The organism is Flavonifractor sp. An4, assembly GCF_002161755.1.
GTDB classification, from domain to species: Bacteria; Bacillota; Clostridia; order Oscillospirales; family Oscillospiraceae; genus Flavonifractor; species Flavonifractor avicola.
The window spans coordinates 37,426-60,471 of the sequence record NZ_NFIL01000007.1; the positions used below are offsets into that span (position 1 = coordinate 37,426).

The window sequence follows — 23,046 nt, forward strand, 5'->3', positions numbered from 1 at the left end:
TCAAGCAGTTTCCACTTGTTTTTTCTTCATTCCTTTTGTATAGTGTAGAAAGCAGAAAAAGGAGTGATGATCTTGCGTATCATGGCCATTGATTACGGCGACGCCCGGACGGGCGTTGCCATCTCCGATCCCACCGGCCTGCTGGCTGGTTACACCACCGTGATCCACAGCCGCAAGGCGGATGTGGTGGCGGAGGAGCTGGCCCGGCTGGTGAAGGAACACCAGGTAGACGAGCTGGTGATGGGGTTTCCCCGGAATATGGACGGCACCGAGGGCCCCCGGGCGGAGCTGTACAAGGCCTTTGCGGCCCAAGTGGAAGAGACCTGCGGCCTGAAGCCGGTGCTGTGGGATGAGCGGCGCACCACCGTGGAGGCTCACAACATCCTCCACGCCTCGGGCAAGAAGATGAAAAACCACAAGAAGACAGTGGATGCTGTTGCGGCCACCCTGATCCTGGAGGGCTACCTCACCTTCAAGCGGGCCAGAGGATAAGGAATACCTACCCTTTCCGGAACAGCTCCCGCAAGCCCACTATCAGAAGAAATCCTCCAAAGCAGCGGTGCAGCAGGGCAGTGTCCAGCCCGGTGGCCGCCCAGGCGGCCAAAGCCGCGCACACAAGGCCGGTGAGGATGGCGGGGAGCAGAACCGGCTTTTCCACATAACCGTTCCTAATGTGGGCGGGCAGAGCCGCGGCGGCCGAGGGCAGAAAGTAGAGCAGGTTGATGCCCTGAGCCTGGTTTTGGGCGATACCGGCAAAGGTGGTCAGATAGATGAGCAGCAGGGTGCCGCCTCCCACCCCAAAGCCGGACAGGATGCCGGTAAGAACCCCTGCCAGAATAGCGGTCAGCCAGCCCATCAGAAGAACAGGGCCTTTACCCCGCCGTAGAGCAGCAGCAGGGCAAAGAGCCGTCGGAGCCACACCATATTCATGCGCCGAAACAGCCTCCCGCCCAGGAGACCGCCCAGCAAGCCCCCCACCAGATAGGGCAGGGCCATCCACAAATCCACGCCGCCCCGGAGCAGATAGATGGCGGCGGACAGGGCACACATGGGCAGAATGATGGCGACTGAGGTGGCGAAAGCCTTCCGCTGTCCCAGGCCGCACCAGCCTGCCAGCAGGGGGACCAGCACCATACCGCCCCCGCCCCCGAAAAAACCGTTGACTAAGCCCGCCGCCCCTCCTGCCAGAGCGGGGCGGAGCCATGTTCCATGATTCTGACGCAAAAAACATCCCTCCGTTGGCCTTAGTTTGCCGGCGGAGGGATGTTTTTATACGGTTTGCAGACCGGACAGTGTGAGTACCACATCGCCGGCTATCATGAGCCCGGCTACGGGCGGTACCCAGGCTACGCTGCCGGGGACGGAGCGGCGGCCGGGGGGAGGAGCCTCATGCTGGGTGGCTGCCTTGGGTTCCTCCGGGGACCACAGCACCCGGTGGTGGTGGATGCCTCTGGCCCGCAGCTCCTTGCGGACCACCCGAGCCAAGGGACAGCCCTCGGTTTTGGAGATGTCCCCGATGCGGAACAGGGAGGGGTCCAGCTTGTTGCCGGTCCCAAGGGCGGAGAGAATGGGGATCTTTCGGGTGATGGCGGTCTCGATCAGGTCCAGTTTGCAGGACACCAGGTCGATACAATCCACAATGTAGTCGTACTTTGTGGAAAAGAAGGACTCCCGGTTCTGGGCCTCGTACTTTTCCACACGGACCGTGGTGTGGCACTGGGGATTGATGTCGGCGATGCGATCCGCCATGGCCTGGGCCTTGGGCACGCCCAGGGTGGACAGGGTGGCCTCCACCTGACGGTTCAGGTTGGTGAGTCCCACCTCGTCATGGTCGATGAGAGTGAGGGCCCCCACGCCGGAGCGGGCCAGGGCCTCGGCGCACCAGCTGCCCACGCCGCCCAGGCCGAATACCGCCACATGGGCGGCGGTCAGGCGCTCCATAGCCTGGTCGCCCAGCAGCATTTGGGTGCGTAAGAATTTTTCGTCCATAAAGCCTCCGAAAAAAGGCGGACGGGGCTGGGCTCCGTCCGCCTTTTGGTCGTTAGTCGTTTACATACTTGATGCCGTCGCCCTGGACCGCTTCCAGACCTTCGGTCAGGCCGGTGAGCCAGGTGTTCATACCGTCCTGACGCAGGGCGCTGTCGGCGTCCAGCTTCCAGACGGGATCGTTGGCACCCTGGTAGTACACCACGTGCCAGCCCTGCTGACCGGAGTTGGTGTTCTCAATGAGGGTGGTGTCGCCGGGCTGACGGGCCTCATCAAAGATCCAGTCGTTAAAGGCATCGAACATCTGACCCTTGTAGACCTCCTCATACAGACCGCCGTTGGTGTTGGAGCCGGGATCGTCGGAGTTGGCCTCGGCCAGAGCGCCGAAGGACTCGGCGGTCTTGTCGCCGGCGTTCCACTCATCCAGCAGGGACTGGGCCTCGGCCTTGGCGGCGTCCAGAGCCTCCTGAGTGGGAACGGTGGACTCGTCCACATCCTCGGTGGCGGGATCATCCTCCTGGGTCAGCTCAGCCTTGATGAGGATGTGGCGGATGTCGGCAGTGGGAGTCTCGTCCAGGTAACGCTCCTGGAAGAGCACCACATAGTAGCCGGTATCATATTCCACCACGCCCACGTCGCCGGTGGTGCGGGAGGCATCCAGCATCCACTCGCCGTAGGTGCGGCTGGAGACGCTGGTGCCGGAGAGAGCGGTGGTCAGGGAGTAGTCAGGATCGCTCTCATACTTCTCCTTGCTGCTCTCAGACACATAGTTGGGAGCCAGCTCGGCAAAGGTGGCCTCCTTGTCCTCGGCAGCCTCCACGGCAGCGGCGAACTCGTCGGCCTTGGCCTTGGCGGCCTGCATGGCGGCGGCGGACTCCTCCTCGGTGGGCTCCACGGTGTTGCCCTCCTCGTCGGTGCCGCTGGGAGCGGTGCCGTCGATCTGGATGGAGCGGAAGGTGAAGCTGTCCAGATCATTCTTGTGCTCGTCATAGTAGGTCTGGATGGCGTCGTCGGTGATATCCAGACCGTCCATATAGGCGTTCTTATAGCTGGAAACCAGCACATCCCGACGGACACAGTCCTCATAGGCGCCCACGGTCATATACTTGCCATAGGTGCTTCTCAGGTAGCCTTCAAAGCTGCTGGCGCCCAGCTGGGCGGCATAGCTCTTCATATAGGCGATGGAATTGTCCACGGTGGCCTGATCCTCGTCGGTAAAGGTATACCCGGCCTCCTCAGCGGCATTCTCCACAGCGGCCACTTCGGTCAGGTCGGTAATGGCCTTCTCCAGGAAGTAGTCATAGTAGGTCTGGGTCTGTTCCTCGTCCACATACTGCTCACGCAGGTCGGTCTGAGGATCAAAGGAGGCGCCGTTGGAATAGGATTCAACCATGGCCGCGTAGAAATAGTATTCCACATCGTTGACATTATAATTCCGGCCGTCCACGGTGAGGGCGGTGGCGCCGCGCTGGAAAATACCGGAGTGCCACACCAGCAGAATGACTACCAGGATGGCGATGATCACGCCGATGGCGGTATACAATACCGTTTTCTGCTTGGCGGCCTTCTGCTCCCGGAGCTCAGCCCGCTGCTTTTGGGTCAAGCCCTGCTCGGGATCGCTCCGGCGCTGCTTTTTTTCTCTGGATGCGCTCATTTGTTGCTTCAGTCCTCTCGTCAATGTTCCTGCCAGTGGCAGGGCGGATTCTCAACAAAATGGGATAGACAAGCTTGTATTATACAGGAAAATGGCCTGTCTTTCAAGTATAAAAACGGGCTTTTTCCTCTGGAACGGGAAAGCTAAAAGAAAACCCCACGAAACCACAGTTTCGTGGGGGCCCCGCTCTGGCCGTGCGGATCCATTTAAAACCTGCACGAAATGGCAGGTGGGTCGCCTCCATGATGTTTCGTTGCTTCCAACTTCCAGCCGTCCCTCGAAGGGGCGCCGGGAGGCCTGCAGTCCGCACCATGAGGGGGGCGTCCCGTTTAAGAGATGTGGGTTTAAATAAAACCCGTCACGCACCGAGCAGGAATCAGTTTCAGATTTTACTCATCATCTTCGTCAGCGAAGAGAGCTTCCATAAACTGCTGATAGACCAGTTCCAGCTCCTCGTCGCTGTCCAGGGTGGAGAGCTGGTCCTCGCCGTCCACATGGACCACCTTCAGGATGATGAGGCCGTTTTCCTCGTCGTCCAGGTCCACCTCTTCCACGCCGTCCTCCTGTTCCTCGCCCTGAATGGCGGGGAAAAAGGCCATATAGGTCTGACCGTTGTAGTCCAGGGTATCAACGTGCTCCAGCTCAAACTCGTTGCCCTCTTCATCGGTAACGGTGATGAAATCAGGGCCAAATTCTTCACTCATAGATGGCACCATACCTTCCTTAGTGTCGTCTCTATTGTAGCTTGTAGTTGAGTAAAATGCAAGAGCAGGACGTGCTAAAATTTTTTTGAATCACGGAATGGATACAAAAAAGCCGGGAAAGAGGGTGGACAACAGGTGAGAACGTGATATAATAGCATCGATTCTCTGTAAGCTTTAGTTGCAGATAGCAGTACCAAAAGCCTGCTTACCCCATACGGAGGTGTCATTTTTGCCGTCAAGATCCAATCAAAGTCCCCGGCCGCCCAGGCGCCGGAGCGAAAAGACCTACAGTCCCGCGATGCATATCCTGGGAATCGTGGGCAAGGTCGTGGGGACCTTCCTGCTGGTCATGCTGATCACCGGGATCATCCTCGTCTGCTTCGCCATGGTCTATATCAAAACAGTCATCCTGCCTCAGGCCCATCTGGACGCCAATTTTGATATGAACCTGACCAGCACCATCTATTATATGAACCAGGAGACGGGAGAATACGAGGAACATTTTTCCCTTCACGGTACAGAGAACCGTAAGAAAGTGACCTACGATCAGATCCCGGAAAATCTGGTCAACGCCACCATTGCCATTGAGGATGAGCGATTTTTGACCCACAATGGCGTGGACTGGAAGCGTACCCTCAACGGCGTGCTGCTCATGTTCACCGGAAAGGATATCCAGGGCGGCTCCACCATTACCCAGCAGCTCATTAAGAACGCCACTCAGTATGACGACGTTACCGTCAAGCGTAAGATCCTGGAGATCTTTACCGCCCTGGACTTTGACGCCACCTACTCCAAGGAGCAGATCATGGAGTGGTATCTGAATCTAATCTATCTGGGCGACAACTGTTACGGTGTGGCAACCGCCGCCGAAAACTACTTTGGCAAGGACGTGTCCGAGCTGAGTCTGGCCGAGTGCGCCAGCCTCATCAGCATCACCAATAACCCCACCCTGTATGGCCCCAACTCCAACATTCGTATCACCAATGAGGAGACCGGCGAGGTCACCACCGGCCGGGAGCGCAACAAGCAGCGCCAGGAACTGGTGCTGTGGAAGATGCTGGACCTGGGCATGATCTCCCAGGAGGAGTACGATGAAGCTGTGGCGGAGGAACTGGTGTTCACCCGCAGCGAAGATGAAAAGAAGCCCAGTACCATTTACAACTGGTACGACGAGCAGGTCATCACCGATGTGATCAACGACCTGATGGAGGAATATGGCTACTCCGAGCAGCTGGCGGAGAACATGGTGTACTCCGGCGGCCTGAAGATCTACGCCTGTGTGGATACCCGCATCCAGTCCATTGTGGAATCGGTCTATTACGATCAGAACAGTCTGGTGCTTACCTCCTCCAAGGGACAGGATATCCAGTCCTCCATTGTCATCATTGACCCCGAGGGCAATGTGGTGGGCCTGGCGGGCGCCCTAGGCGAAAAGACGGCCAACCGGGTGCTCAATATGGCCAGCGGCACCGTCCGTCAGCCCGGTTCCTCCATCAAGCCCCTGTCGGTCTATGCGCCGGCCATTGAGCTGGGTATGATTACCCCGGCTTCGGTCTATGCCGATGAACCGGTGCGTGTGCTCAACGGAAAGAACTGGCCCCTGAACAATCCCCAGACCTACCGCGGTGATATTACGGTCAATACCGCTGTGGAGGTGTCCTCCAACCCTGTGGCGGTGCGTATTCTGGAGGAGATGGGGGCGGAAACTTCCTTTGACTTTGTGGAGCAGAATTTCCACATTGATCTGGAGGAGTCCTATCTGAGCAACGGCGAGGTCAAGAACGACTACGGTTCCAGCCAGTTGGCTCTGGGCGGTCTGACCCACGGTGTCAGCGTGATGGATATGGCGGCTGCCTACTCGGTGTTCCCCCGGGACGGTGTGTATATCGAGCCCCGGACCTACACCAAGGTCACCCGTGAGGTGGACGGTGTGGAAGAGGTGCTGCTGGATAACACGGAAACGGAAGAAGAAGTCATTCTCTCCACCAAGACCACCTATTATATGAATGAGATGCTCAAGAACGTGGTAAGCAACGGTACCGGTACCGCCGCCCGTATCTCGGGCATGACGGTGGCCGGTAAGACCGGTTCCACCACCGCCAACAACGACCGCTGGTTTGTGGGCTATACGCCCTATTATACTGCGGCTGTGTGGGTGGGTTATAAGACCCCTGAGCGGATCTATGCCAGCAATAACCCGGCGGCGGTGCTGTGGCAGAAGGTCATGAGTCAGGTCCATGAAGGCCTGGATAACAAGAACTTCACTCAGGCCAGCGGACTGACGCCGGTACAGCTGTGTAAGGACAGCGGGCTGCGGGCCACCGAGGCCTGTCTCAGCGATCCCAGAGGGGACCGGGTCTACCAGATGTACCTCTTCGCGGAGGATGTGCCGGTAGAGAACTGCGACCAGCACACGATGGTGGATGTCTGTACCGACTCCCCCATTCTGGATGCCGACGGCAATCCCATCGAGGGCCTGTACCATCTGGCCGGCGACTATTGTCCCAGAGAGGCAAACGAGGCGCTGGGGATCACCGAGGGTACAGTGAAGTCTATCGGCGTACTGGCCAGCGGAGACAGCAGCAACCAGTATACCAAGGCGTATCTGGAGTCCCAGGGCAGCTGTACGGTCCACACCTCGGAGCCGGAGCCGCCGGAGCCGGATGAGTATGATCCCTCTACCTTCCGGTTGGAGGACCAATCTACCTGGCCTACCCAGGAGCAGTGGCCTGGCTTTGATCCCACCAACCCGGCCACCTATCCCACGGTTCCGCCGGAGCCTACAGATTCGGGCGGGTCCGGGGGAGAGACGGCGGAGCCCAGTGTAACGCCGTCTCCCGCGCCTACGCCGGAGATGCCGCCGGAGGAACCATACGTTCCCGCCGGATGAGCCAATCAGTATGAAAGCGGAGGAGCTGCCTTTGGGCGGCTCCTCCGCTTTTGGTATTGCGGGCCATCATAAAATCGTAAGAAGTAGGTCGGAAAAGGGCAAAGTCGTTGGGGCCCAACGATATTGAAGCATACTTCCGTATCATTGTGGGAAAAAAGGAAAATGGAGCAAAAAGAATCTTCCTGTTTCTCTGGACGGAACCTGAAAAATCTGATACACTGAATCCAAATCACAGCAGGAGGGAATATTATGCTGATCCAACAGGTGGTCGCATTTTTATTGGCTGGGGCACTGATGACCGGCGGCTCTTCCGGGGTCGCCATTCAGGATGTTTCACAGGATCATTGGTCCTACCCCTATGTATCCTATATGGTGGAACATGATGTGATGTACACCACCAAGACTGGAAACTTCCTGGGGGAGGTCCAGATCAATCGGGGTGACTTTGTGCTCAGCCTGTGGCGGGCGGCGGGAAGCCCGTCCGGAGCCACGCCCAATTTTACCGATGTGCGCCCGGAGGACGCCTGCTATCAGGCGGTGGGCTGGGCGGTAGAGCAGGGGATCTCTCAGGGTACCTCTGAGACCAAATTCTCCCCGGCGGCCTCCCTGGACCGGGAGCAGGCCTTTACCTTCCTGTGGCGGGCCCTGCCGGTATTCGGCGTGGAACAGAAAGAGGGACTATCAGGCGGATTGGCCGATTTCCAGGACGTAGACACCGTGAGCGACTGGGCCCTGGCGGCCATTGGTGATCTGTACGCCCGGGGGATCGTCAGCGGCACCGGGGACGGACTTCTGGCGCCCCACCAGCCGGTGACTCGCAGCGAGACCGCCACGCTCCTCTATAAAACACTGGATCTGGCCGGCAAGATCGAAGGGGGCGACACCCCCACGGTTTCCACGGCAGTACCTGAAGATGAGTGGGCCTGGTTTGACGACGTGGTCTTTGTAGGCGACTCGGTATCCCTGAAGCTGACCGGATATGTGACCAAGATGCGCCAGAGCGATCCGGACTATCTGGGCAGGGCCCAGTTCCTTACCGCCGGCAGCCTGGGCAGCGGAAATGCGCTGTGGGAGGTCAGCGACGAGTCGGTGCATCCCCTCTACCAGGGCACCAAGATGCGTCTGGAGGACTCGGTCCACGCCTGCGGCGCCAAGAAGCTCTATATCCTGCTGGGTATGAATGATGTGGGCCTGTATGGCGTGGACGGCTCGGTGGCCAATATGGAGACGCTGCTCAAGCTTATCAAGGAAAAGACCCCCGATCTTCAGATCTTTGTCCAGTCGGCCACCCCCATCCACAAGGGCAATGAGAAAAAGGTGCTGAACAACGCAAACCTGCGGCTGTACAATGAGAAGCTGAAAGAGATGTGTGACCGCAACGGCTACCACTATGTGGACATTGCCTCGGTGCTCACTGACGCGGAAGGCTATCTGCCCGATTCCTATTGCAGCGATGCCTCCGGTATGGGGATGCACTTCACCGATGAGGCCTGCCGGATCTGGGTGGATTATTTGAAGCAGGATGCAGCCGCCCGTCAGAACGGCTGACCGGATGGAAAAACAGTGCGGTAGAAACCGCGGAAAGGTGATCGTATGAAAAAGAAAGTACGCAGCGTACTGCTGCTGGCATTGGCTGTCATGATGGCGGTTAGCGCCGCTGGCTGCAGCGGCGGGACAAAGACCGCCGATATGGATGTGGCGAAAGTGATGGACGCCATGCTGGAGAAAGCCCCGATTGAGGGTGGCATTGAGCTGAGTCAGGACGATATGCTCAACTTCTACGGCATCCAGAGTGAGGATATGGAGGCTTTTGCCGCCAACCTTGCAGCAGATGGCATTACCGCCAAGGAGATCGTGCTGGTGAAGGCCAAGGACGAGGACAGCGCCAAGACGGTGGAGAGCAAGCTGCAGAGTCGGCTGGACGCCCGCCGCAACGAGTTCAACAACTATCTGCCCGATCAGTACGCCATCGTGGAAAAGAGCGAAGTCAAGCGGGACGGCGTGTATGTGCGGCTTATCATCTCGCCCCAGCAGGACGAGCTGGTGGAGCTGTACAACAGCTACCTGAACGGCTGATTTAGTTAGTAGTTAGAAAAACAAAAGCTCCGCTGCCATAGCAGCGGAGCTTTTGCGTTCTTATTTTTGATTGTGAGAACTATCGCGGAGTCGTTCGTGATCTTCCAGCAGGGCCTGAGCGGCCAAATCGAAGGCGGCAGCGTCTTCATAGCGGTTGACCAGCTCGCTCTCCTGCAGGTCGCTGTAGTCCTTTTCCTTGCCGCGGTAGACAAGCTTAAGCAAAATGGGGGTGAGGATGGTAGTCGCTATTACCATCAGCACCACGGGACCAAAGAAGTCGTCGTTCATCAGCCCCGCCGCAATGCCGTTGTTGGCCACGATCAAGGCAACCTCGCCCCGGGAGATCATGCCCACGCCGATGCGGAGGGAATCCTGATTGGAGTAGCGGCACAGTTTGGCGCCCAGCCCGCAGCCCACCACCTTGGAGACTACAGCCAAGAGGATCAGCAGGACGGAGAAAAGAACGATGGAGCCGCTCATCTCCGGCAGTACCACCTTCAGACCCAGGCTGGCGAAGAAGATGGGGGAGAGCAGCGTGTACGACAGGGTATCGAAGCGATCCTGCAAGTAGGCCACCCGGGGAGTCTTGGCGAAGATCAGACCGGCGATATAGGCGCCGGTGATGTCGGCCACGCCGAATACTTCCTCGGCAAAGTAGGCGTACAGCAGGCAGAACGCAAAGGAAATCACAACAAACCGGCGTTTATCCCGGTCATATCGCTTGAACCACCACTCCACGATCCGGTGAAGCACGATCCATACCACCACACTGATAGCGAAAAAGGCTGCGATCTTCAGCAGGACCATCAGCACATTGGCGCCGGTGCCCGACATACTGGTGATGATGGTGAGCGCCACGATGCCCAGCACATCGTCAATGATGGCGGCGCCCAGAATGGCGTTGCCCGAACGGGTGGACAGCTTCCCAATCTCCTTCAGAGTCTCTACCGTGATGCTGACGGAGGTGGCGGTCAGAATCACGCCGACAAAGACGTTTTGCAGGAAGGTGTCAGTTCCGGTATTGAAGAAGCAGGCCAGCGCAAAGCCGCCTGCCAGCGGGACCAGAACACCGATGAGGGCGATGATGAAAGCGGATGCGCCTGCCTTCTTCAGTTCGCCCAGGTCAGTCTCCAGACCGGCGTTAAACATGAGGACAATAACACCCAATTCCGCCAGCTGGTCCATCAGTGTGGTTTCCTGAAGCACGCCCAGCATAGCGGGGCCCAACAGCAGTCCGGCCAACAGCGCGCCGACAACCTGGGGCAATGCAAAACGTTTGGTTACAATTCCCAGGACCTTGGTGCTCAACAGGATGACCGCGATTTCAAATAAAAAATGATAACTCGTAGCCCACACCCCTCTCTCTTATAGTAAAAATACACTAGAGATGGTAGTTTATTTTGGGCGAAAAGTCAATTGGCAACCTGGATAGAATTTTAGGCCGCCGCCATAATGCAACTCAAAAAAGTGACAAGAAAATTCCCCGGTAAGAACTGCCTGAAACAATTCTTACCGGGGAAATACATAGATGGATAAATCAGGATGGTTGAGAGGGGGCGGAGAAACGCTGCGCAACCCGCCGGAATTCGTCCTCTAATAAAAAACTGATGCGGGCGGCCAGCTCCGATGGTTCCTCTTTCATGTCGTCGGCCAGCCAGCCCAGCATGGTGCCGGCCAGGGCGTACATATAGAAATCAATGAGAAATTCCCGGTCTCTCTCCGCCAGGACAAGACCTTCGGCGGCAGTATCCAGCAGCTTGGCAGTCAAGGCGTGGGACATGGTGAAGAACTGACAGTCCAGGTGCTCACGGCCGCTGGAGCGGTAGATGTGATAGATGATGACGTGGTTCTCCTGTATGTAGTGGAAGGAGGTCATCAAAGCCTCCTGCCAGGAGGTGCAGGGCTGCAGGACCTCGGCGGTCTCATGCTCCAGAAACCAGTGGAGCAGATCATAGATATCCTGGAAATGATAATAGAAGGTCTGCCGGTTGACTTCGCAGTCCTCTACGATCTCCTTGACGGTAATATCGTCCAGAAACTTCTTCTGCAGCAATCGCCGTAGAGAATTGGCAAGAGCCAGTTTGGTGCTGGGAGCCAATGGGCACACCTCCTCTCGTTCAGACCGGCGGGAGCAACCGCCGCTTTGCGGCTATTATATCACAATGGTATAAAGAATTGCAATCCTGTCCAAAGTATGGTATGATTTGCCCCGTTAAACGGGAACATCAAAGGAGAGAGAAATATGACCATTGATTATCATCCCAGGGGCGTTTGCTCCAACCGCATGGTGGTGGATGTGGAGAACGGCGTGATCCGCTCCCTGCAGGTCCAGGGCGGGTGCAACGGCAACCTTCAGGGAATCTCCCGTCTGGTGGAGGGTATGAAGGTGGATGAGGCCATCCGGCGGCTGGAAGGCATCCGCTGCGGCTTCAAAGCCACCTCCTGCCCGGACCAGCTGGCCCAGGCGCTGAAACAGGCGGTACAGGCCTAAACAGAAAAAAGCTGGGGCGTGCATATGCACGCCCCAGCTTTTTTTGTATACGCAGGAGTGAGCCTCAGGCAGCAGGCTTTTCGGCGGTCAGGGCGCCGAAGTTGGACAGAACCTGAGCAAACTCCACCCGGGTCAGCTGACCGGCGGGCATCAGCTGGCCGGCCTCGTTGCCGGTCATGATGCCGGCGTAGTAGCAGAAGGTCATGCCGTCCAGAGACTCAGCGGGGATGGAGGCATAGTCGGGAGCCTTCTCCATGGAGCCGTCGGCGGCAGGGGCCTGGATGCCCTTGTACTCGGCATAGGCGGCGATCAGATCGGCGATCTCAGCGCGGGTGATAGTCTGATCCTCGCCGAAGGTGGTGCCTTCAAACAGACCCACGGAAGCGGCCCAGTTGATGCAGTCGGAGTACCACTTGCCCTCGGTGTCGGTGACAGTGGTCTTCTCCACGGCGGGAGCACCCTCCATGTTGTACAGCACCTGATACACGGTGGCGCGGCTCACCTGGCCGAAGGGAGTGAAGCTGAAGCCGTTGGTGGTGCTCATCATATCATTGTTCACCACATAGCGGACAGCCTCGCCGTACCAGGCGGAGAAGTCGGCGTCGGCGTACAGAACGGTGATGCGGCCGTCGCCTCTGGGATTGGCGTACTGCTCGCCTACCACGCCGCCCAGCTCGTCCTTGATGTAGTTGATGAGGACCTCGTTGTCCACCATGACCTCATCCTTCAGGATCTTCACGTTGTCAGCGCCGAACATGGCATAGCCGTCGCCGCCGTCCTTGAGCATATAGTTGTGGGAGGCCAGGGTGTAGGTGGCCTCGGGGTCAATGGCGGTGTACTCGCCGGTCTCGCTGTCCAGAACCTGAACATCCTTGACCCGGCGGTCGCCGGCCACCTTCACGAAGTTACCAGCGTCGTCCAGCTCCACGGAGGTGGGGATGGAGGTGTCCACGGTGTACTTGATGCCGGAGACCTGCAGGAAGCCGCCGCTCTCAGACACGCCGGCCTGCATGGAGCCCAGCTCCAGAGCATCCAGGATCTGCTGGCCGGAGACCTCAACCAGGCAGGCCAGGTTGCCGAAGGGATGGACGGCGATGATGTTGCCGTAGGTGATGTCGCCGGCAGCGATGTTGTCGCGGACGCCGCCGCCGTTGACAAAGCCGATGTCAGCGCCCAGCAGCACGCGGTAGGCGTCGGCGCACAGGTCGCCCAGGTTGGTCTCGGCGGAGCGGACAGCACGCTCACCGGTGTAGGGATCGTTGATGGTCAGGTCCACGGAGGAAGTAGCCACCACTTCTTCGGACATGGCCTTGTACTCAGCCTGGATACCCTCGATGAAGGTCTTGGCGGTGGTGTAGGCCTGAGAGGTGGTATCCACGTCAGCCAGGGCAACCAGCTCGGTGGTCATAGTGCCGTCGGGAGCGATGACCAGCTTGCCCACGGACTCGGCCTTGGTGCCGGTCTGGCTCAGGAGCACGTCCTCACCGTCGGCGTTCTTCACGGTCTTGGAGGGCTCGGTGGTGTGGGAGTGGCCGTCCAGCACCACGTCGATGCCGGTGGTATTGGCAATGACTTCGGTGGACATCCAGGGAGAGCTCTGGGCGTCCTCACCCAGGTGAGCCAGGGCCACCACATAGTCGGCGCCGGCCTTGCGGGCGGCATCCACAGTATCCTGGACCTGGTCGTACAGGGCCTTGCCGTCCTTATCCTGGCAGAAGCCGTAGATGTACTCGCCCTTGTCGTTCTGGAAGTAGGCGGGGGCGGACTTGGTCAGGGTCTCGGGAGTGGAGATACCCACATAGGCCACGTCCACGTCGCCGTAGGTGACCATGGTGTAGGGCTCCAGCACGGCCTTGCCGTCGGCGTCCACGAAGTTGCAGCTGACATAGGTGTACTCAGCCTGGTTCTTGGCGATGTCCAGGAAGGTATCCATGCCGAAATCGAACTCATGGTTGCCGGGGATGGCAATGTCGTAGCCCACATTGTTCATGATGTCCACGATCCAGCTGCCCTTGGACAGGGAGCCCAGGATGCCGCCCTGGATGGCGTCGCCGTTGTCCACCAGGGTAACGTTGTCGGCGCCGTAGCTGGCTTCCATCTCGGCCTTATAGGCGGCGATGGCGGCATAGGACATACCGTCGTCGCTGGTGCAGTGGACGTCGTTGGTGTACAGCACCACAATACCGTCATCCGTAGCAGCGGTGGTGTCCCCCTCGGCAGCCATGGCGGGGATGCAGAAGCTGCTGGCCATGGACAGGGAGAGGAACAGGGACAGGAACTTGCGTGTGTGTTTTCTCATGAAACATTCCACCTTTCCTTCCGGGCCCTACCGGAGGGGACCTTTTCGGCTGGCTGGATGGAGCCTGAACGCATCCGCAGCACATAAAGATTTCCTCTGGATGTGGGCAAATCGGATATCATAATGGTAACAAAACGGAAACAAAAATACAAGGGGGCCCGGTGTAGAAAGTAGGTAAATTTTATGTGGTTTTGGTAAAACAGGCAGAAAGGCAGAAAAGACAACAAGTCCCCGGAGAAACGCTCCGGGGACTTGCTTCAGCAGGGCAGAGTGACCCAGGTGGGAGTGCCGGACAGATCGGTAAAGAGAAGGCCGTTGGGAGGCAGAAAGGTGAACAGAAGTGTGGCGATTCCCAGTACCAATACCAGCAGGACCAGCACTTCCCGGAAGTTCTGCCAGAAGGGCTGGTGGAGCAGATGGGGCAGCAGGAAAAATACCGCCATCATCAATAGATAGAGGACGATATCAAAGATAAGGGAGTCCCCCTGAAAAGGAATGTGGTAGAGGTAGCCGATTCCCAGCATTCCGGCCGTGGCTGCCAGCAGGGCAAAGGCCCGCTGTCCCAGCAGCTCAGGCTGCCGGCGGCGCAGAGCCAGCCCGGCAATGAGGCAGGGCCAGTAGAGCAGTTTGACGTGCTCCCATAGGCTCTCCCGCACCGGAGCTACCAGAGCGGTGGCAGGACAGGGAAGCAGGGTATAGAGGAAATGCAGACAGGCGCCGGCCACTGTGGCGGCAACAAAAGCGATCCACTCGGTCTTGCTCAGGCGCGGCATGGCGGACACATCCTTTCGTCTTATATGCCGTAACATATGCAAACAAAAGAAAAAAATACCACAGAGCCTCCAGATAAAAAGCAGGAAACAGGGGGAGAAAAGAACAGGGGCAAAGCGCCAACAATCTGCCGGGCGGCAGTTGGAAAGAAGTACCAAGCCAAAGGAACATTTCATTGCCAGCGTGGTTCGTCCATTTGAAAACCATATTAGTAACAGGCGTACAAAACGCCAATGATTTTGGGAAGGAGCGTGGACAGCGAAATGGGAAAAGAAGAACCAAAGATCAGGCCCTGGGTGGGCGCGGTGCTGACAGCAGTGCTGCTGCTTGCCTGGGCGGCCTGGTTCCAGCCCGTCAGGGCGGCGGAAACCAGAGAAGTGATCCCCATGGGCCGTACCGTAGGGATTAAACTGTTTTCCGACGGCGTGATGGTGGTTGGTTTTGGTGAGGTGACGGCGGCTGACGGCAGTTACACCCCGGCCCGGGACTGTGGGCTGAAGGAAGGGGATATCATCACCCACATCAACCGGGAAGAAGTGGATAGCATCGAGGAGGTCCAGGCCGTGCTGCAGCAGGTGGGGGACCAGACCATGAGCATTCGTGCGGTGCGGGACGACAAAGAGGTCCAGTTTACCGCCCAGGCGGTCCAGTGCAGTGCCGACGGGCAGTATAAACTGGGTGCCTGGATCAGAGACTCCATGGCCGGTATCGGCACCATGACCTTCTGCGATCCCGAGACTGGTACTTTCGGCGCTCTGGGCCACGGTATCAACGATGTGGATACGGCAAAGCTGATGCCTATGCAGTCCGGGTCCATCCTCTATTCCGAAGTCACCGACGTGCAGAAGGGCGCGAAGGGAACGCCGGGGGAACTCCACGGAGCCTTTCAGACCGACCGTGATCTGGGGGTGCTGTGGTCCAACACCTGCAGCGGCGTCTTTGGCCAGATCAGTGATGAGACCATGACTGACGGCATGGAGCCGGTACCAGTGGCGGAACGCAGCCAGGTCCAGGTGGGCCCGGCGGTCATTTTGTCCAATGTGGCCGGCGATCAGGTGGAGGAGTATGAGGTGGAGATCACCCGTATTTTTCCCGAAAAAGAGGGAGATACCCGCAATTTGATGCTGAAAGTGACTGACGCCCGACTGCTGGATACCACAGGCGGCATTGTGCAGGGTATGAGCGGCTCACCCATTCTCCAGGATGGTAAATTGGTAGGAGCCGTGACCCACGTTTTGGTCAATGATCCCACCCAGGGTTACGGGATTTTGATTGAAAATATGCTGGATGTGGCTGGAGAAAAGGTCTAAGGCATAACAATACGCCCGGACGGTCTGGAGTGACCGTCCGGGTGTTTTTATGGAAGATGGAAGGGCGCATATCCAAAAGCCGGAAAGGTGTTTAATCGCTCTGTTCATGGAAAAGAAAATATGCTAAACTGTTAAAGAATTGGAAAGAAGCCGGCTTGAAGCCGCAAAGAGAGGATGGAACATATGCAGTATTGTCTCAGCGAATGCCTGCGGGATAAAAACCTGCGCATAAAACTGGCGGATACTCCTTTTGTTTTTGAGGATGGGAACGGGGTCTTTGATCTGGATTTCCAGGAGCAATCCGTGCGAAAAAACCACAGAAAGACCTTTGACCGGCTGATGGAGCTGGGCGGTGAGGCTCTGCTGCAGAAGCTGCTAGAGGAGGACAAGACCTGCCTGATGGGAGAGAAGGGAAAGGGCACCAGCACCATTGCGGGCACCGAGCGCTTCCACCTCAAGACCAACGCCGGCACGCCCACGGCCCTGTCCTCCATCTTCCACGGCATCGCTGGCTGGGCGGAGGTCTCGGAGGACTTCGACCTGGATCTGGTGACCTGCGCGCTGGAGGAGGAAGAGAGCGCGGAGGACGATGAGCTTCAGGATGGGGAGCCGGATGATGAAAGCCCTGAGGTGCGCCGATGGGCGGAGCCTCTGCCGCAGCAGAGCTGTTCCCTCATCACCCGCAACGGCGCTCCCTGCTTCTTTGACGAGGAGAACAAGGAGTTTATCTCCCTGCCCGGCACGGACGGCCCGGTGGTGGAACTGGCGGCCTGCGAGCCCCTCATGGGCAAGACAGATCCGTGGTCAGATGGGGAGGAAATCATGGGCTACCGCTACCGGACCAAGCCTGACGGCAAGTGGGGTTATGTCAGCCGTCATTTCACCCAGATCGTCCCGCCCCAGTTTGATGAGATTCTGGTGGCAAGCTATGAAGATGAGGTGAGCTGTATCTTTGCCTGGTGCAAGGATGAGATCTGCGAGTGGATCACGCAGTTTAAGATCGTCTGCTCCGTGGAGGACCCTTATGACCAGCAGGATATCTGGCTGGATCTGACGGCGGCTTTTAACGTCGAGGACCAGAACCAGCTTCCTCAGACCAACGGCTGGCGTCGGTACAGCTGCGACCAGAAATCCCTGCTCTATCGCCCGTCTTCGGAAGCGGAGAAAGGAAAGCTGATTGATATACCCGTGCTTTTCCAGCAATGGGATGTGACCTTCCTGCCTGGCTTTCTGTCCTTGCAGCACTGCCTCAGAACCGATTGTATCCACTGGGTGGCAACCGATTCAGAAGCCCCCTCCACGTGGCTGGTAGATGACTGCAGGAAAGCAGTATCCGCCCCTTTGCCGGATTTCACCGTAAAAAAATGTATCAGCAGGAGGAACGCCCTGATCGAAAAGGAGGGCTATTGGGCGGTGGCCCGGCTGAGCAACCACAATGAGACGGGCAAGCTCCAGGTGGAGCGGTGGCTCACCCCGCTGGCCTTCACCCATATTCAGGAAATGGGCGAAAACCTCTATGTCCTGCTGGTCGATCGGTTTGGCCAGCTGGGAGTATTTAACTGGAACACGGAGAAGTATGTGGTGCCCTGCCGCTATGACCGGATCGAATGTCAGCTTGAGCCTTTCTGGTCGGATGGGTTCCGGGTACATCAGGGCGGCTTTGTGGGGACCATTGACCCGAACGGCTTCTGGAAGGAGCACCTTCACCGGGAGGAGCAGGCATGATCTACGCCACCGACAACGACCTCCAAGCCATCGGGCAGCTGGATTTTGAGGAACGCGTAGACGCCATGTACTACTACCTGGTCAAGGGCTGGAACATGAACGAGGTAGGCGAGGACCGGCTGGGTATCCGCTCCGACCAGCCCGGTCGGTTGGTGTCCAGCCTTATGCGGGCCTATGGCTTCACCGGCAAAAACGGCGGCGCCTATCCCCGATGCCCCAAGCAGGTCCTGGCGGATTTTGTAGACCGCTACTGGGCGGACCAGCACAACGGTGCGGTGGAGAGCGGGACGTTTCAGCGGTTTTACCGGCAGTATCAGCAGCAGGAACAGCAGGTACAGCAGGAACGGGAGCGCCGGGAGCGCCAGAGATGGCAGGAGCAGCAGCGCCAGGAACAGCTCCGGCAGGAGCGGGAGCGCCAGCGTCAGGAGCAGCTTCGCCGGGAGCGGGAGTGGCAGGAGCAGCAGCGTCAGGAACAGCTTCGCCGGGAGCGGGAGCGGCAGGAGCGGCAGCGTCAGGAACAGCTCCGGCAGGAGAGGGAGCGCCAGCGCCAGGAAGAACAGCGGAAAAGTCAGAGCCAAAGCCTGGTCAGCCAGGGAAAGAATGCCCTGAATCAGGGCCAGCTGCGGCGTGCTCTGGACCTCTTTTACCAGGCACGAAACCTCCACGACACCTGGGAACTGAACCGACTGATTGCCCAGACACTGGCCCAGAGCTCCAACGCGGCGGAGCACTGTGACGCCATCATCCGGGAACTCACGGAGTACGAGGAGCATCTGGCGAAAAATAACTCCGCCCTCAATGCACAGCAATCCCTGTGGCTGGCCCGGGCCTATGTGGCCAAGGGAGACAAGTCCCGGGCGTGTACCTACTACTTTCAGGCTGGAGACCACTACTACGACAAAAGCGACTACGTACAGGCCAACCAGCTCTACCAGGAGTCGCTGGACAAGACAAATTTTTATCAGCATGGCCGTCAGTTCCGGGTGGCCTATGCATTCAGCAAGGCAAAGAAGTCGCTTACGGAGGACGATCACCGCTACTGTATCGACTACTATCAGCGCTATCTGCGTGAGGTGGGTGAGGATGATTACGCCCGGGGCAATCTGTCCTATCACTTCAATCAGCTGGGCGAGTATGAAGAGTCGCTGCGGTGGGGGCTGCCCGCCGCGGAGCGTGGAACGGTCTCCTTTATCTTTAAAAATATGGGGAACGCCTGCTATCAGCTGAAACGATGGGAGGAGGCCATCCGCTGGTATGAAAAGGCGGTGGCTGCGGGGGAACCCGGCCAGTCCTATTATATTGCCCTGGCCCTTGGAAACCTGGGGAAGTATCAGGAGACCGTCCGGGAGCTGAAGGCTCTGGTAAAGTCCCAGTGTACCTCCGCTGAACGGCTCCGCTACCTGGATAAGCTGGTAACCACTTTGTATTGCTACATCGAAGACGATGAAAAAGACCTGGCCTACTGGCTTTCCTATGGACAGGCCCTGCAGCAGCTGGTCAGTCACCCCGAGTGGCCGGGAGACGACTGTGCGGAAGGATTCCTAAGGGCGCTGGAGAGGGCTGCAAAACAGTATCCCCAGCTGCAGGGCTATGCAGATGCGGTGCTGGAGCATATGCCAGACGTCAAAGCGGAACGCGCACGTGAGGAGGAGGCCCGGCGTACGGAAGAAGCCAGACGTGCGGAAGAAGCCAGACGTGCGGAAGAAGCCAGACGTGCGGAAGAAGCCCGGCGTGCAGAAGAAGCCAGACGTGCAGAAGAAGCCAGACGTGCAGAAGAAGCCAGACGTGTGGAAGAAGCCAGACGTGCAGAAGAGGCCCGAAAAAGAAGAGAAGAGGAAGAGCTGCTGCTGCTGATTTGGTAACAGAACTGGAAGCAGCAGAAGGACAAAAGCAAGTATGCGCCGGGGAATCAGTGCGGTTCTCCGGCGCTCTTTTTGCCGAAAAAGGGGGAGGGAGTGGAGAAGTATGCTGCCCGCCGTCGGAATTTCTGCGGAAAAGTCGAACGAAGTCGAAGAGAAATAACCATAAATTACCAGTAAAACCCTTGCGCTTGCTGTCTGATTATGGTAAATTATAGCCAACCGGTAATCAGCCTTGGCCAGGCGGCAAATGTGGAGCAGGAGGAGCCTGCTGGAAAGGGTGTCAATATTGGAACGGAGAATCAAAGTCCTGGTAGCGGATGCAAGCGAAGAATTTCGCCGTATTCTGGTGGAACAGCTGGAAGGGGAAGCGGGCATCCAGGTGGTGGGAGCCACAGGAGATGGAGAAGAGGCGCTTCAACTTTCAGAGCGTCTGGCGCCGGATGTGCTGGTGATGGATCTGGTGCTGACCCAGATGGATGGGGTGGAGGTCTTGCAGGCGCTGTCCAAGGCCGAAGCCAGGCCCCGGGTGCTGGTGCTCTCCGGATTTGCCCGGGGCAGCGTGGCTGAGCTGGCTGCATCCACCGGCGCGGATTACTATATGCTCAAGCCCTGCCGGCTGACGGCGGTGGCCGAGCGGGTCCGCCAGCTGGCCGCCCTTCAGGAGACGGAGGAAGGGGATGACGGCGAAGAGCGGGCCAGACGGCTGGAAAATGTGGTGACGGGAATCATCCATGAGATCGGTGTGCCCGCCCACATCAAGGGTTACCAGTATCTGCGGGAGGCTATTATCATCGCCGTGGGGGATATGGATGTGATCAACGCGGTCACAAAAATTCTCTACCCCGAGGTGGCCAAACGCTTTGGCACCACTGCCTCCCGGGTGGAGCGGGCCATCCGCCACGCCATCGAGGTGGCCTGGGACCGGGGCGATCTGGAGACACTGCAAAAATACTTCGGCTACACGGTCTCCAACGCCAAGGGAAAGCCTACGAATTCGGAATTTATTGCCATGATCGCCGATCGGCTCCAACTGCAGCAGAAGGAGCGGTGAAGGCTGTGATGTGCCCGGCAGACGGGGAACTCCCCGGAGCCGGGCGCGTTTTTCTCTACACAGCCGGACAAAAAAGGAGTATAACATAAGCAGACAGGATGCGCCCCGCTGCCGGGGCGTATCCCCTAGGAGGCGTGACCATCATGCTGGTGCAGCAATTACATTGGGCCAGAACCGAAGAGCGGGACCTGGAGGATCTGGCCATTGAACAGGAACAGCTTGTGGGACTGGATCTGTCCCACTTGGAGTATACCCGGATCCGGTTCTATAAATGCCGTTTTGAGCGGTGCGATTTTTCCAAAGCGGCTTTTTATCAGTCGGAATTTGACGGCTGTGATTTTTCCAACTGCAGCTTTCTGGATACGGTGTGGAACAAGTGCCGGGTGTCCGGGTGCAAGGGAGACGGCGTGAAGATGATCTCCAGCCGCTGGAAGGATTGCTCGGTGACTGACAGCAGCTTTCGCTATGGGAATTTTTCCAAATCCCTGTGGAACCGGGTTAGTCTGACCGGCTGCGATTTGCGGGAGGCTTCCATGGCGGAGGCCCGGGTAAGCGGCCTGGAGCCCCATGGGTCCAACTTTCAGAGGGTGGACTTTTTTCGGACTCCGCTGAAGGGTCTGGATCTGTCCGACTGCCAGATCCAGGGCATTACCGTGTCGGAGAGCCTGCAGGAGCTGCGGGGGCTGAAGATCAACCCAGCACAGGCGGTGGATCTGGCCCCTTTGCTGGGGGTACAACTGCTCTGAGCATTCCGGCTTCGGACAAGATACAGGCATGGAACCGCCCCTGTCCGCATACCTCTGGGACAAGGGGGTGGGGCTATGACCGGATTAGAGCGGCTGGCCGATCTGATCTGGAATCCGTGGCTGCTGGGCCTGTTTCTGGTGACGGGCCTGTATCTGTCGGTGCGGACCGGTTTTTTTCAGGTAATTCATTGCAGGCTGTGGCTCAGGACCACGGCAGGGGCACTGGGCAAAAAAGCCAGAAAAGGTACCGGGCGGGGGCTGACTCAGCTTCAAGCCATGTCCACCGCTTTGGCGGCCACCATTGGCACAGGCTCCATCGCCGGGGTGGCCACCGCCATCTTTTACGGCGGGCCGGGGGCGGTATTCTGGATGTGGGTATCCGCCTTCCTGGGTATGATGACCGGCTGTGTGGAAAAGATCCTGGCGGTGCGCTACCGGGAAAAGGACGAGAAGGGCTGCTGGCAGGGCGGACCCATGTGCTACATGGAAAAGGGGCTTGGGAGCCCCGCCTTGGCCACCCTGTTTGCCCTGTGCTGTGTGGCCGCCTCCCTGGGGGGCGGCAATATGGTGCAGGCCAATTCCATCTCGGCTGCCCTCCATGCCGGTTTTGGGCTGGACCCGCTGGCAGTGGGCATCGTGGTGGCTCTGCTCACCGGAGCGGTTGTGGTAGGGGGCATTGGCCGCATCGGCAAGGTGAGCGAGACCCTGGTGCCCTGTATGGCCCTCCTCTTTGTGGGCGGCGGGATGGTGGTACTCTGCTGCCATGCCCAGGCCCTGCCCGGGGCGCTGAGACAGATCGTGGAGGGGGCCTTTACCCCAAAGGCAGCCCTGGGGGGCGGCGCGGGCTACGGTATGGCGGCGGCGCTGCGGTACGGTGTGGCCCGAGGGGTATTTACCAATGAGGCGGGCATGGGCTCCTCTTCCATTGCCCACGCCGCCGCCGACACCAGAGAACCGGCGGAGCAGGGGATGTGGGGCATTTTTGAGGTGTTTGTGGCCACCATCGTGGTGTGTTCCATTACCGCGCTGGTGATCCTTACTACCGGAGTTTATCAACCGGAGGAGGCTTTGGCCGCCATCCAAAAGGGGCAGGTGACGCCGGAGATGCTGGGAGCCCCCCTGTCGGCGGCGGGGTTTTCCACCGTATTCGGTCCCTTTGGGGAAATTTTTGTGTCGGTATGCCTGCTGCTGTTCGCCTTCACCTCCCTCTTGGGGTGCTGCTACTATGGTGAGCGGGGGCTGGCCTACCTGAGCGGCTCCAACCGCTGGCGGTGGATCTACCGGCTGGTATTTTTGTGGGCGCTGGTGTGGGGCAGTGTAGCCGACGTAACAGCGGTGTGGCAGCTGGCGGATATTTTCAACGGGCTCATGGCACTGCCCAACCTGTTCGCCCTGCTGCTGCTGTCCCCGGAGGCTTTGGCCCTGCTGCGGGAGTGGAAAAACAAACAGAGATGAAAAAGCGCACGCTGCTGATGCAGCGT

The 23,046-nt window shown here is 58.4% G+C and carries 20 protein-coding genes and 1 other RNA gene; 11 read left to right on the forward strand and 10 right to left on the reverse strand.

Annotation, left to right across the window (positions count from 1 at the left end; all coding sequences use genetic code 11):
- The first annotated feature begins 72 nt into the window (after positions 1–72).
- Positions 73–492 (forward strand): Holliday junction resolvase RuvX, encoded by a 420-nt coding sequence (gene ruvX, locus B5F94_RS04955; RefSeq protein ID WP_087188158.1) that lies wholly within the window; start codon positions 73–75, stop codon positions 490–492.
- A 7-nt stretch (positions 493–499) separates the two neighbouring features.
- Here the strand turns inward: ruvX and B5F94_RS16680 are convergent, their stop codons facing one another.
- From B5F94_RS16680 to B5F94_RS04980, 6 genes are all read right to left on the reverse strand, one after another.
- Positions 500–856, reverse strand: coding sequence for a sulfite exporter TauE/SafE family protein (locus B5F94_RS16680; protein WP_204247468.1), 357 nt, complete (start codon positions 854–856; stop codon positions 500–502).
- Positions 856–1,224, reverse strand: a complete 369-nt coding sequence (locus B5F94_RS16685; protein ID WP_204247469.1) for a TSUP family transporter — start codon at positions 1,222–1,224, stop codon at positions 856–858. Before B5F94_RS16685 ends, B5F94_RS16680 begins: the two co-directional genes overlap by 1 nt.
- 45 nt (positions 1,225–1,269) lie before the next feature.
- Positions 1,270–1,989, reverse strand: coding sequence for a tRNA threonylcarbamoyladenosine dehydratase (locus B5F94_RS04965; RefSeq protein ID WP_087328329.1), 720 nt, complete (start codon positions 1,987–1,989; stop codon positions 1,270–1,272).
- A gap of 52 nt (positions 1,990–2,041) precedes the next feature.
- Complete coding sequence (locus tag B5F94_RS04970; protein WP_087328332.1) at positions 2,042–3,640, reverse strand: peptidylprolyl isomerase; 1,599 nt, start codon at positions 3,638–3,640, stop codon at positions 2,042–2,044.
- A gap of 176 nt (positions 3,641–3,816) precedes the next feature.
- A non-coding RNA gene (gene ssrS, locus B5F94_RS04975) (6S RNA) lies at positions 3,817–4,019 on the reverse strand.
- 10 nt (positions 4,020–4,029) lie between these two features.
- Positions 4,030–4,344, reverse strand: a complete 315-nt coding sequence (locus B5F94_RS04980; protein ID WP_242965588.1) for a DUF1292 domain-containing protein — start codon at positions 4,342–4,344, stop codon at positions 4,030–4,032.
- Between the two features lie 229 nt (positions 4,345–4,573).
- Here B5F94_RS04980 and B5F94_RS04985 point away from each other — a divergent pair, with 229 nt between their 5' ends.
- From B5F94_RS04985 to B5F94_RS04995, 3 genes are all read left to right on the forward strand, one after another.
- Positions 4,574–7,234: a transglycosylase domain-containing protein gene (locus tag B5F94_RS04985; RefSeq protein WP_242965590.1), complete on the forward strand. Its 2,661-nt coding sequence runs from the start codon at positions 4,574–4,576 to the stop codon at positions 7,232–7,234.
- A 249-nt stretch (positions 7,235–7,483) separates the two neighbouring features.
- Positions 7,484–8,782 (forward strand): S-layer homology domain-containing protein, encoded by a 1,299-nt coding sequence (locus tag B5F94_RS04990; protein WP_087328338.1) that lies wholly within the window; start codon positions 7,484–7,486, stop codon positions 8,780–8,782.
- A gap of 45 nt (positions 8,783–8,827) precedes the next feature.
- Positions 8,828–9,310 carry a DUF4358 domain-containing protein gene (locus B5F94_RS04995; RefSeq protein WP_087328341.1) on the forward strand — a complete coding sequence of 161 codons (483 nt, stop codon included), beginning with the start codon at positions 8,828–8,830 and terminating at the stop codon, positions 9,308–9,310.
- A gap of 60 nt (positions 9,311–9,370) precedes the next feature.
- On the opposite strand, the gene B5F94_RS05000 is transcribed toward B5F94_RS04995, so the two are convergent.
- Together B5F94_RS05000 and B5F94_RS05005 are read right to left on the reverse strand one after the other, a co-directional pair.
- Positions 9,371–10,618 carry a cation:proton antiporter gene (locus tag B5F94_RS05000; protein WP_242958814.1) on the reverse strand — a complete coding sequence of 416 codons (1,248 nt, stop codon included), beginning with the start codon at positions 10,616–10,618 and terminating at the stop codon, positions 9,371–9,373.
- Positions 10,619–10,847: 229 nt separating this feature from the next.
- Positions 10,848–11,408, reverse strand: a complete 561-nt coding sequence (locus B5F94_RS05005; RefSeq protein ID WP_242965591.1) for a TetR/AcrR family transcriptional regulator — start codon at positions 11,406–11,408, stop codon at positions 10,848–10,850.
- 144 nt (positions 11,409–11,552) lie between these two features.
- On the opposite strand from B5F94_RS05005, the gene B5F94_RS05010 reads away from it, so the two are divergent.
- Positions 11,553–11,801, forward strand: a complete 249-nt coding sequence (locus tag B5F94_RS05010) for a TIGR03905 family TSCPD domain-containing protein (protein ID WP_087328348.1) — start codon at positions 11,553–11,555, stop codon at positions 11,799–11,801.
- A 64-nt stretch (positions 11,802–11,865) separates the two neighbouring features.
- Here B5F94_RS05010 and B5F94_RS05015 read toward each other — a convergent pair whose 3' ends face one another.
- Complete coding sequence (locus B5F94_RS05015) at positions 11,866–14,100, reverse strand: bifunctional metallophosphatase/5'-nucleotidase (protein WP_204220753.1); 2,235 nt, start codon at positions 14,098–14,100, stop codon at positions 11,866–11,868.
- A gap of 257 nt (positions 14,101–14,357) precedes the next feature.
- Positions 14,358–14,873 (reverse strand): DUF6512 family protein, encoded by a 516-nt coding sequence (locus B5F94_RS05020; RefSeq protein ID WP_087328352.1) that lies wholly within the window; start codon positions 14,871–14,873, stop codon positions 14,358–14,360.
- A gap of 261 nt (positions 14,874–15,134) precedes the next feature.
- Here B5F94_RS05020 and spoIVB point away from each other — a divergent pair, with 261 nt between their 5' ends.
- From spoIVB to B5F94_RS05050, 6 genes are all read left to right on the forward strand, one after another.
- Positions 15,135–16,181 carry a SpoIVB peptidase gene (spoIVB, locus tag B5F94_RS05025; RefSeq protein WP_087328356.1) on the forward strand — a complete coding sequence of 349 codons (1,047 nt, stop codon included), beginning with the start codon at positions 15,135–15,137 and terminating at the stop codon, positions 16,179–16,181.
- A gap of 183 nt (positions 16,182–16,364) precedes the next feature.
- Positions 16,365–17,906, forward strand: a complete 1,542-nt coding sequence (locus B5F94_RS05030; protein ID WP_087328360.1) for a WG repeat-containing protein — start codon at positions 16,365–16,367, stop codon at positions 17,904–17,906.
- On the forward strand, positions 17,903–19,768 hold the full coding sequence (locus B5F94_RS16690) for a tetratricopeptide repeat protein (RefSeq protein WP_143383244.1): 1,866 nt from the start codon (positions 17,903–17,905) through the stop codon (positions 19,766–19,768). The genes B5F94_RS05030 and B5F94_RS16690 overlap by 4 nt, the downstream gene beginning before the upstream one ends.
- Positions 19,769–20,045: 277 nt before the next feature.
- The gene (gene spo0A, locus B5F94_RS05040; RefSeq protein ID WP_343212787.1) at positions 20,046–20,819 is read left to right on the forward strand and encodes a sporulation transcription factor Spo0A; all 774 of its coding nucleotides are present in this window, start codon (positions 20,046–20,048) and stop codon (positions 20,817–20,819) included.
- Positions 20,820–20,962: 143 nt separating this feature from the next.
- On the forward strand, positions 20,963–21,565 hold the full coding sequence (locus tag B5F94_RS05045) for a pentapeptide repeat-containing protein (RefSeq protein ID WP_087268702.1): 603 nt from the start codon (positions 20,963–20,965) through the stop codon (positions 21,563–21,565).
- Positions 21,566–21,640: 75 nt separating this feature from the next.
- Positions 21,641–23,020, forward strand: a complete 1,380-nt coding sequence (locus B5F94_RS05050; protein ID WP_087328366.1) for an alanine/glycine:cation symporter family protein — start codon at positions 21,641–21,643, stop codon at positions 23,018–23,020.
- Positions 23,021–23,046: the final 26 nt, after the last annotated feature.

Excerpts from the sequence above, each read along its gene's own strand:
- B5F94_RS04995 (WP_087328341.1), top strand. The coding sequence starts at position 8,828 with ATGAAAAAGAAAGTACGCAGCGTACTGCTGCTGGCATTGGCTGTCATG.
- B5F94_RS16690 (WP_143383244.1), top strand. The coding sequence starts at position 17,903 with ATGATCTACGCCACCGACAACGACCTCCAAGCCATCGGGCAGCTGGAT.
- B5F94_RS16680 (WP_204247468.1), bottom strand. The coding sequence starts at position 856 with ATGGGCTGGCTGACCGCTATTCTGGCAGGGGTTCTTACCGGCATCCTG.
- B5F94_RS05045 (WP_087268702.1), top strand. The coding sequence starts at position 20,963 with ATGCTGGTGCAGCAATTACATTGGGCCAGAACCGAAGAGCGGGACCTG.
- B5F94_RS05010 (WP_087328348.1), top strand. The coding sequence starts at position 11,553 with ATGACCATTGATTATCATCCCAGGGGCGTTTGCTCCAACCGCATGGTG.
- spoIVB (WP_087328356.1), top strand. The coding sequence starts at position 15,135 with ATGGGAAAAGAAGAACCAAAGATCAGGCCCTGGGTGGGCGCGGTGCTG.
- B5F94_RS04990 (WP_087328338.1), top strand. The coding sequence starts at position 7,484 with ATGCTGATCCAACAGGTGGTCGCATTTTTATTGGCTGGGGCACTGATG.
- B5F94_RS04980 (WP_242965588.1), bottom strand. The coding sequence starts at position 4,344 with ATGAGTGAAGAATTTGGCCCTGATTTCATCACCGTTACCGATGAAGAG.
- B5F94_RS04970 (WP_087328332.1), bottom strand. The coding sequence starts at position 3,640 with ATGAGCGCATCCAGAGAAAAAAAGCAGCGCCGGAGCGATCCCGAGCAG.
- B5F94_RS04965 (WP_087328329.1), bottom strand. The coding sequence starts at position 1,989 with ATGGACGAAAAATTCTTACGCACCCAAATGCTGCTGGGCGACCAGGCT.
- B5F94_RS05020 (WP_087328352.1), bottom strand. The coding sequence starts at position 14,873 with ATGCCGCGCCTGAGCAAGACCGAGTGGATCGCTTTTGTTGCCGCCACA.
- B5F94_RS05015 (WP_204220753.1), bottom strand. The coding sequence starts at position 14,100 with ATGAGAAAACACACACGCAAGTTCCTGTCCCTGTTCCTCTCCCTGTCC.
- B5F94_RS05050 (WP_087328366.1), top strand. The coding sequence starts at position 21,641 with ATGACCGGATTAGAGCGGCTGGCCGATCTGATCTGGAATCCGTGGCTG.
- B5F94_RS05030 (WP_087328360.1), top strand. The coding sequence starts at position 16,365 with ATGCAGTATTGTCTCAGCGAATGCCTGCGGGATAAAAACCTGCGCATA.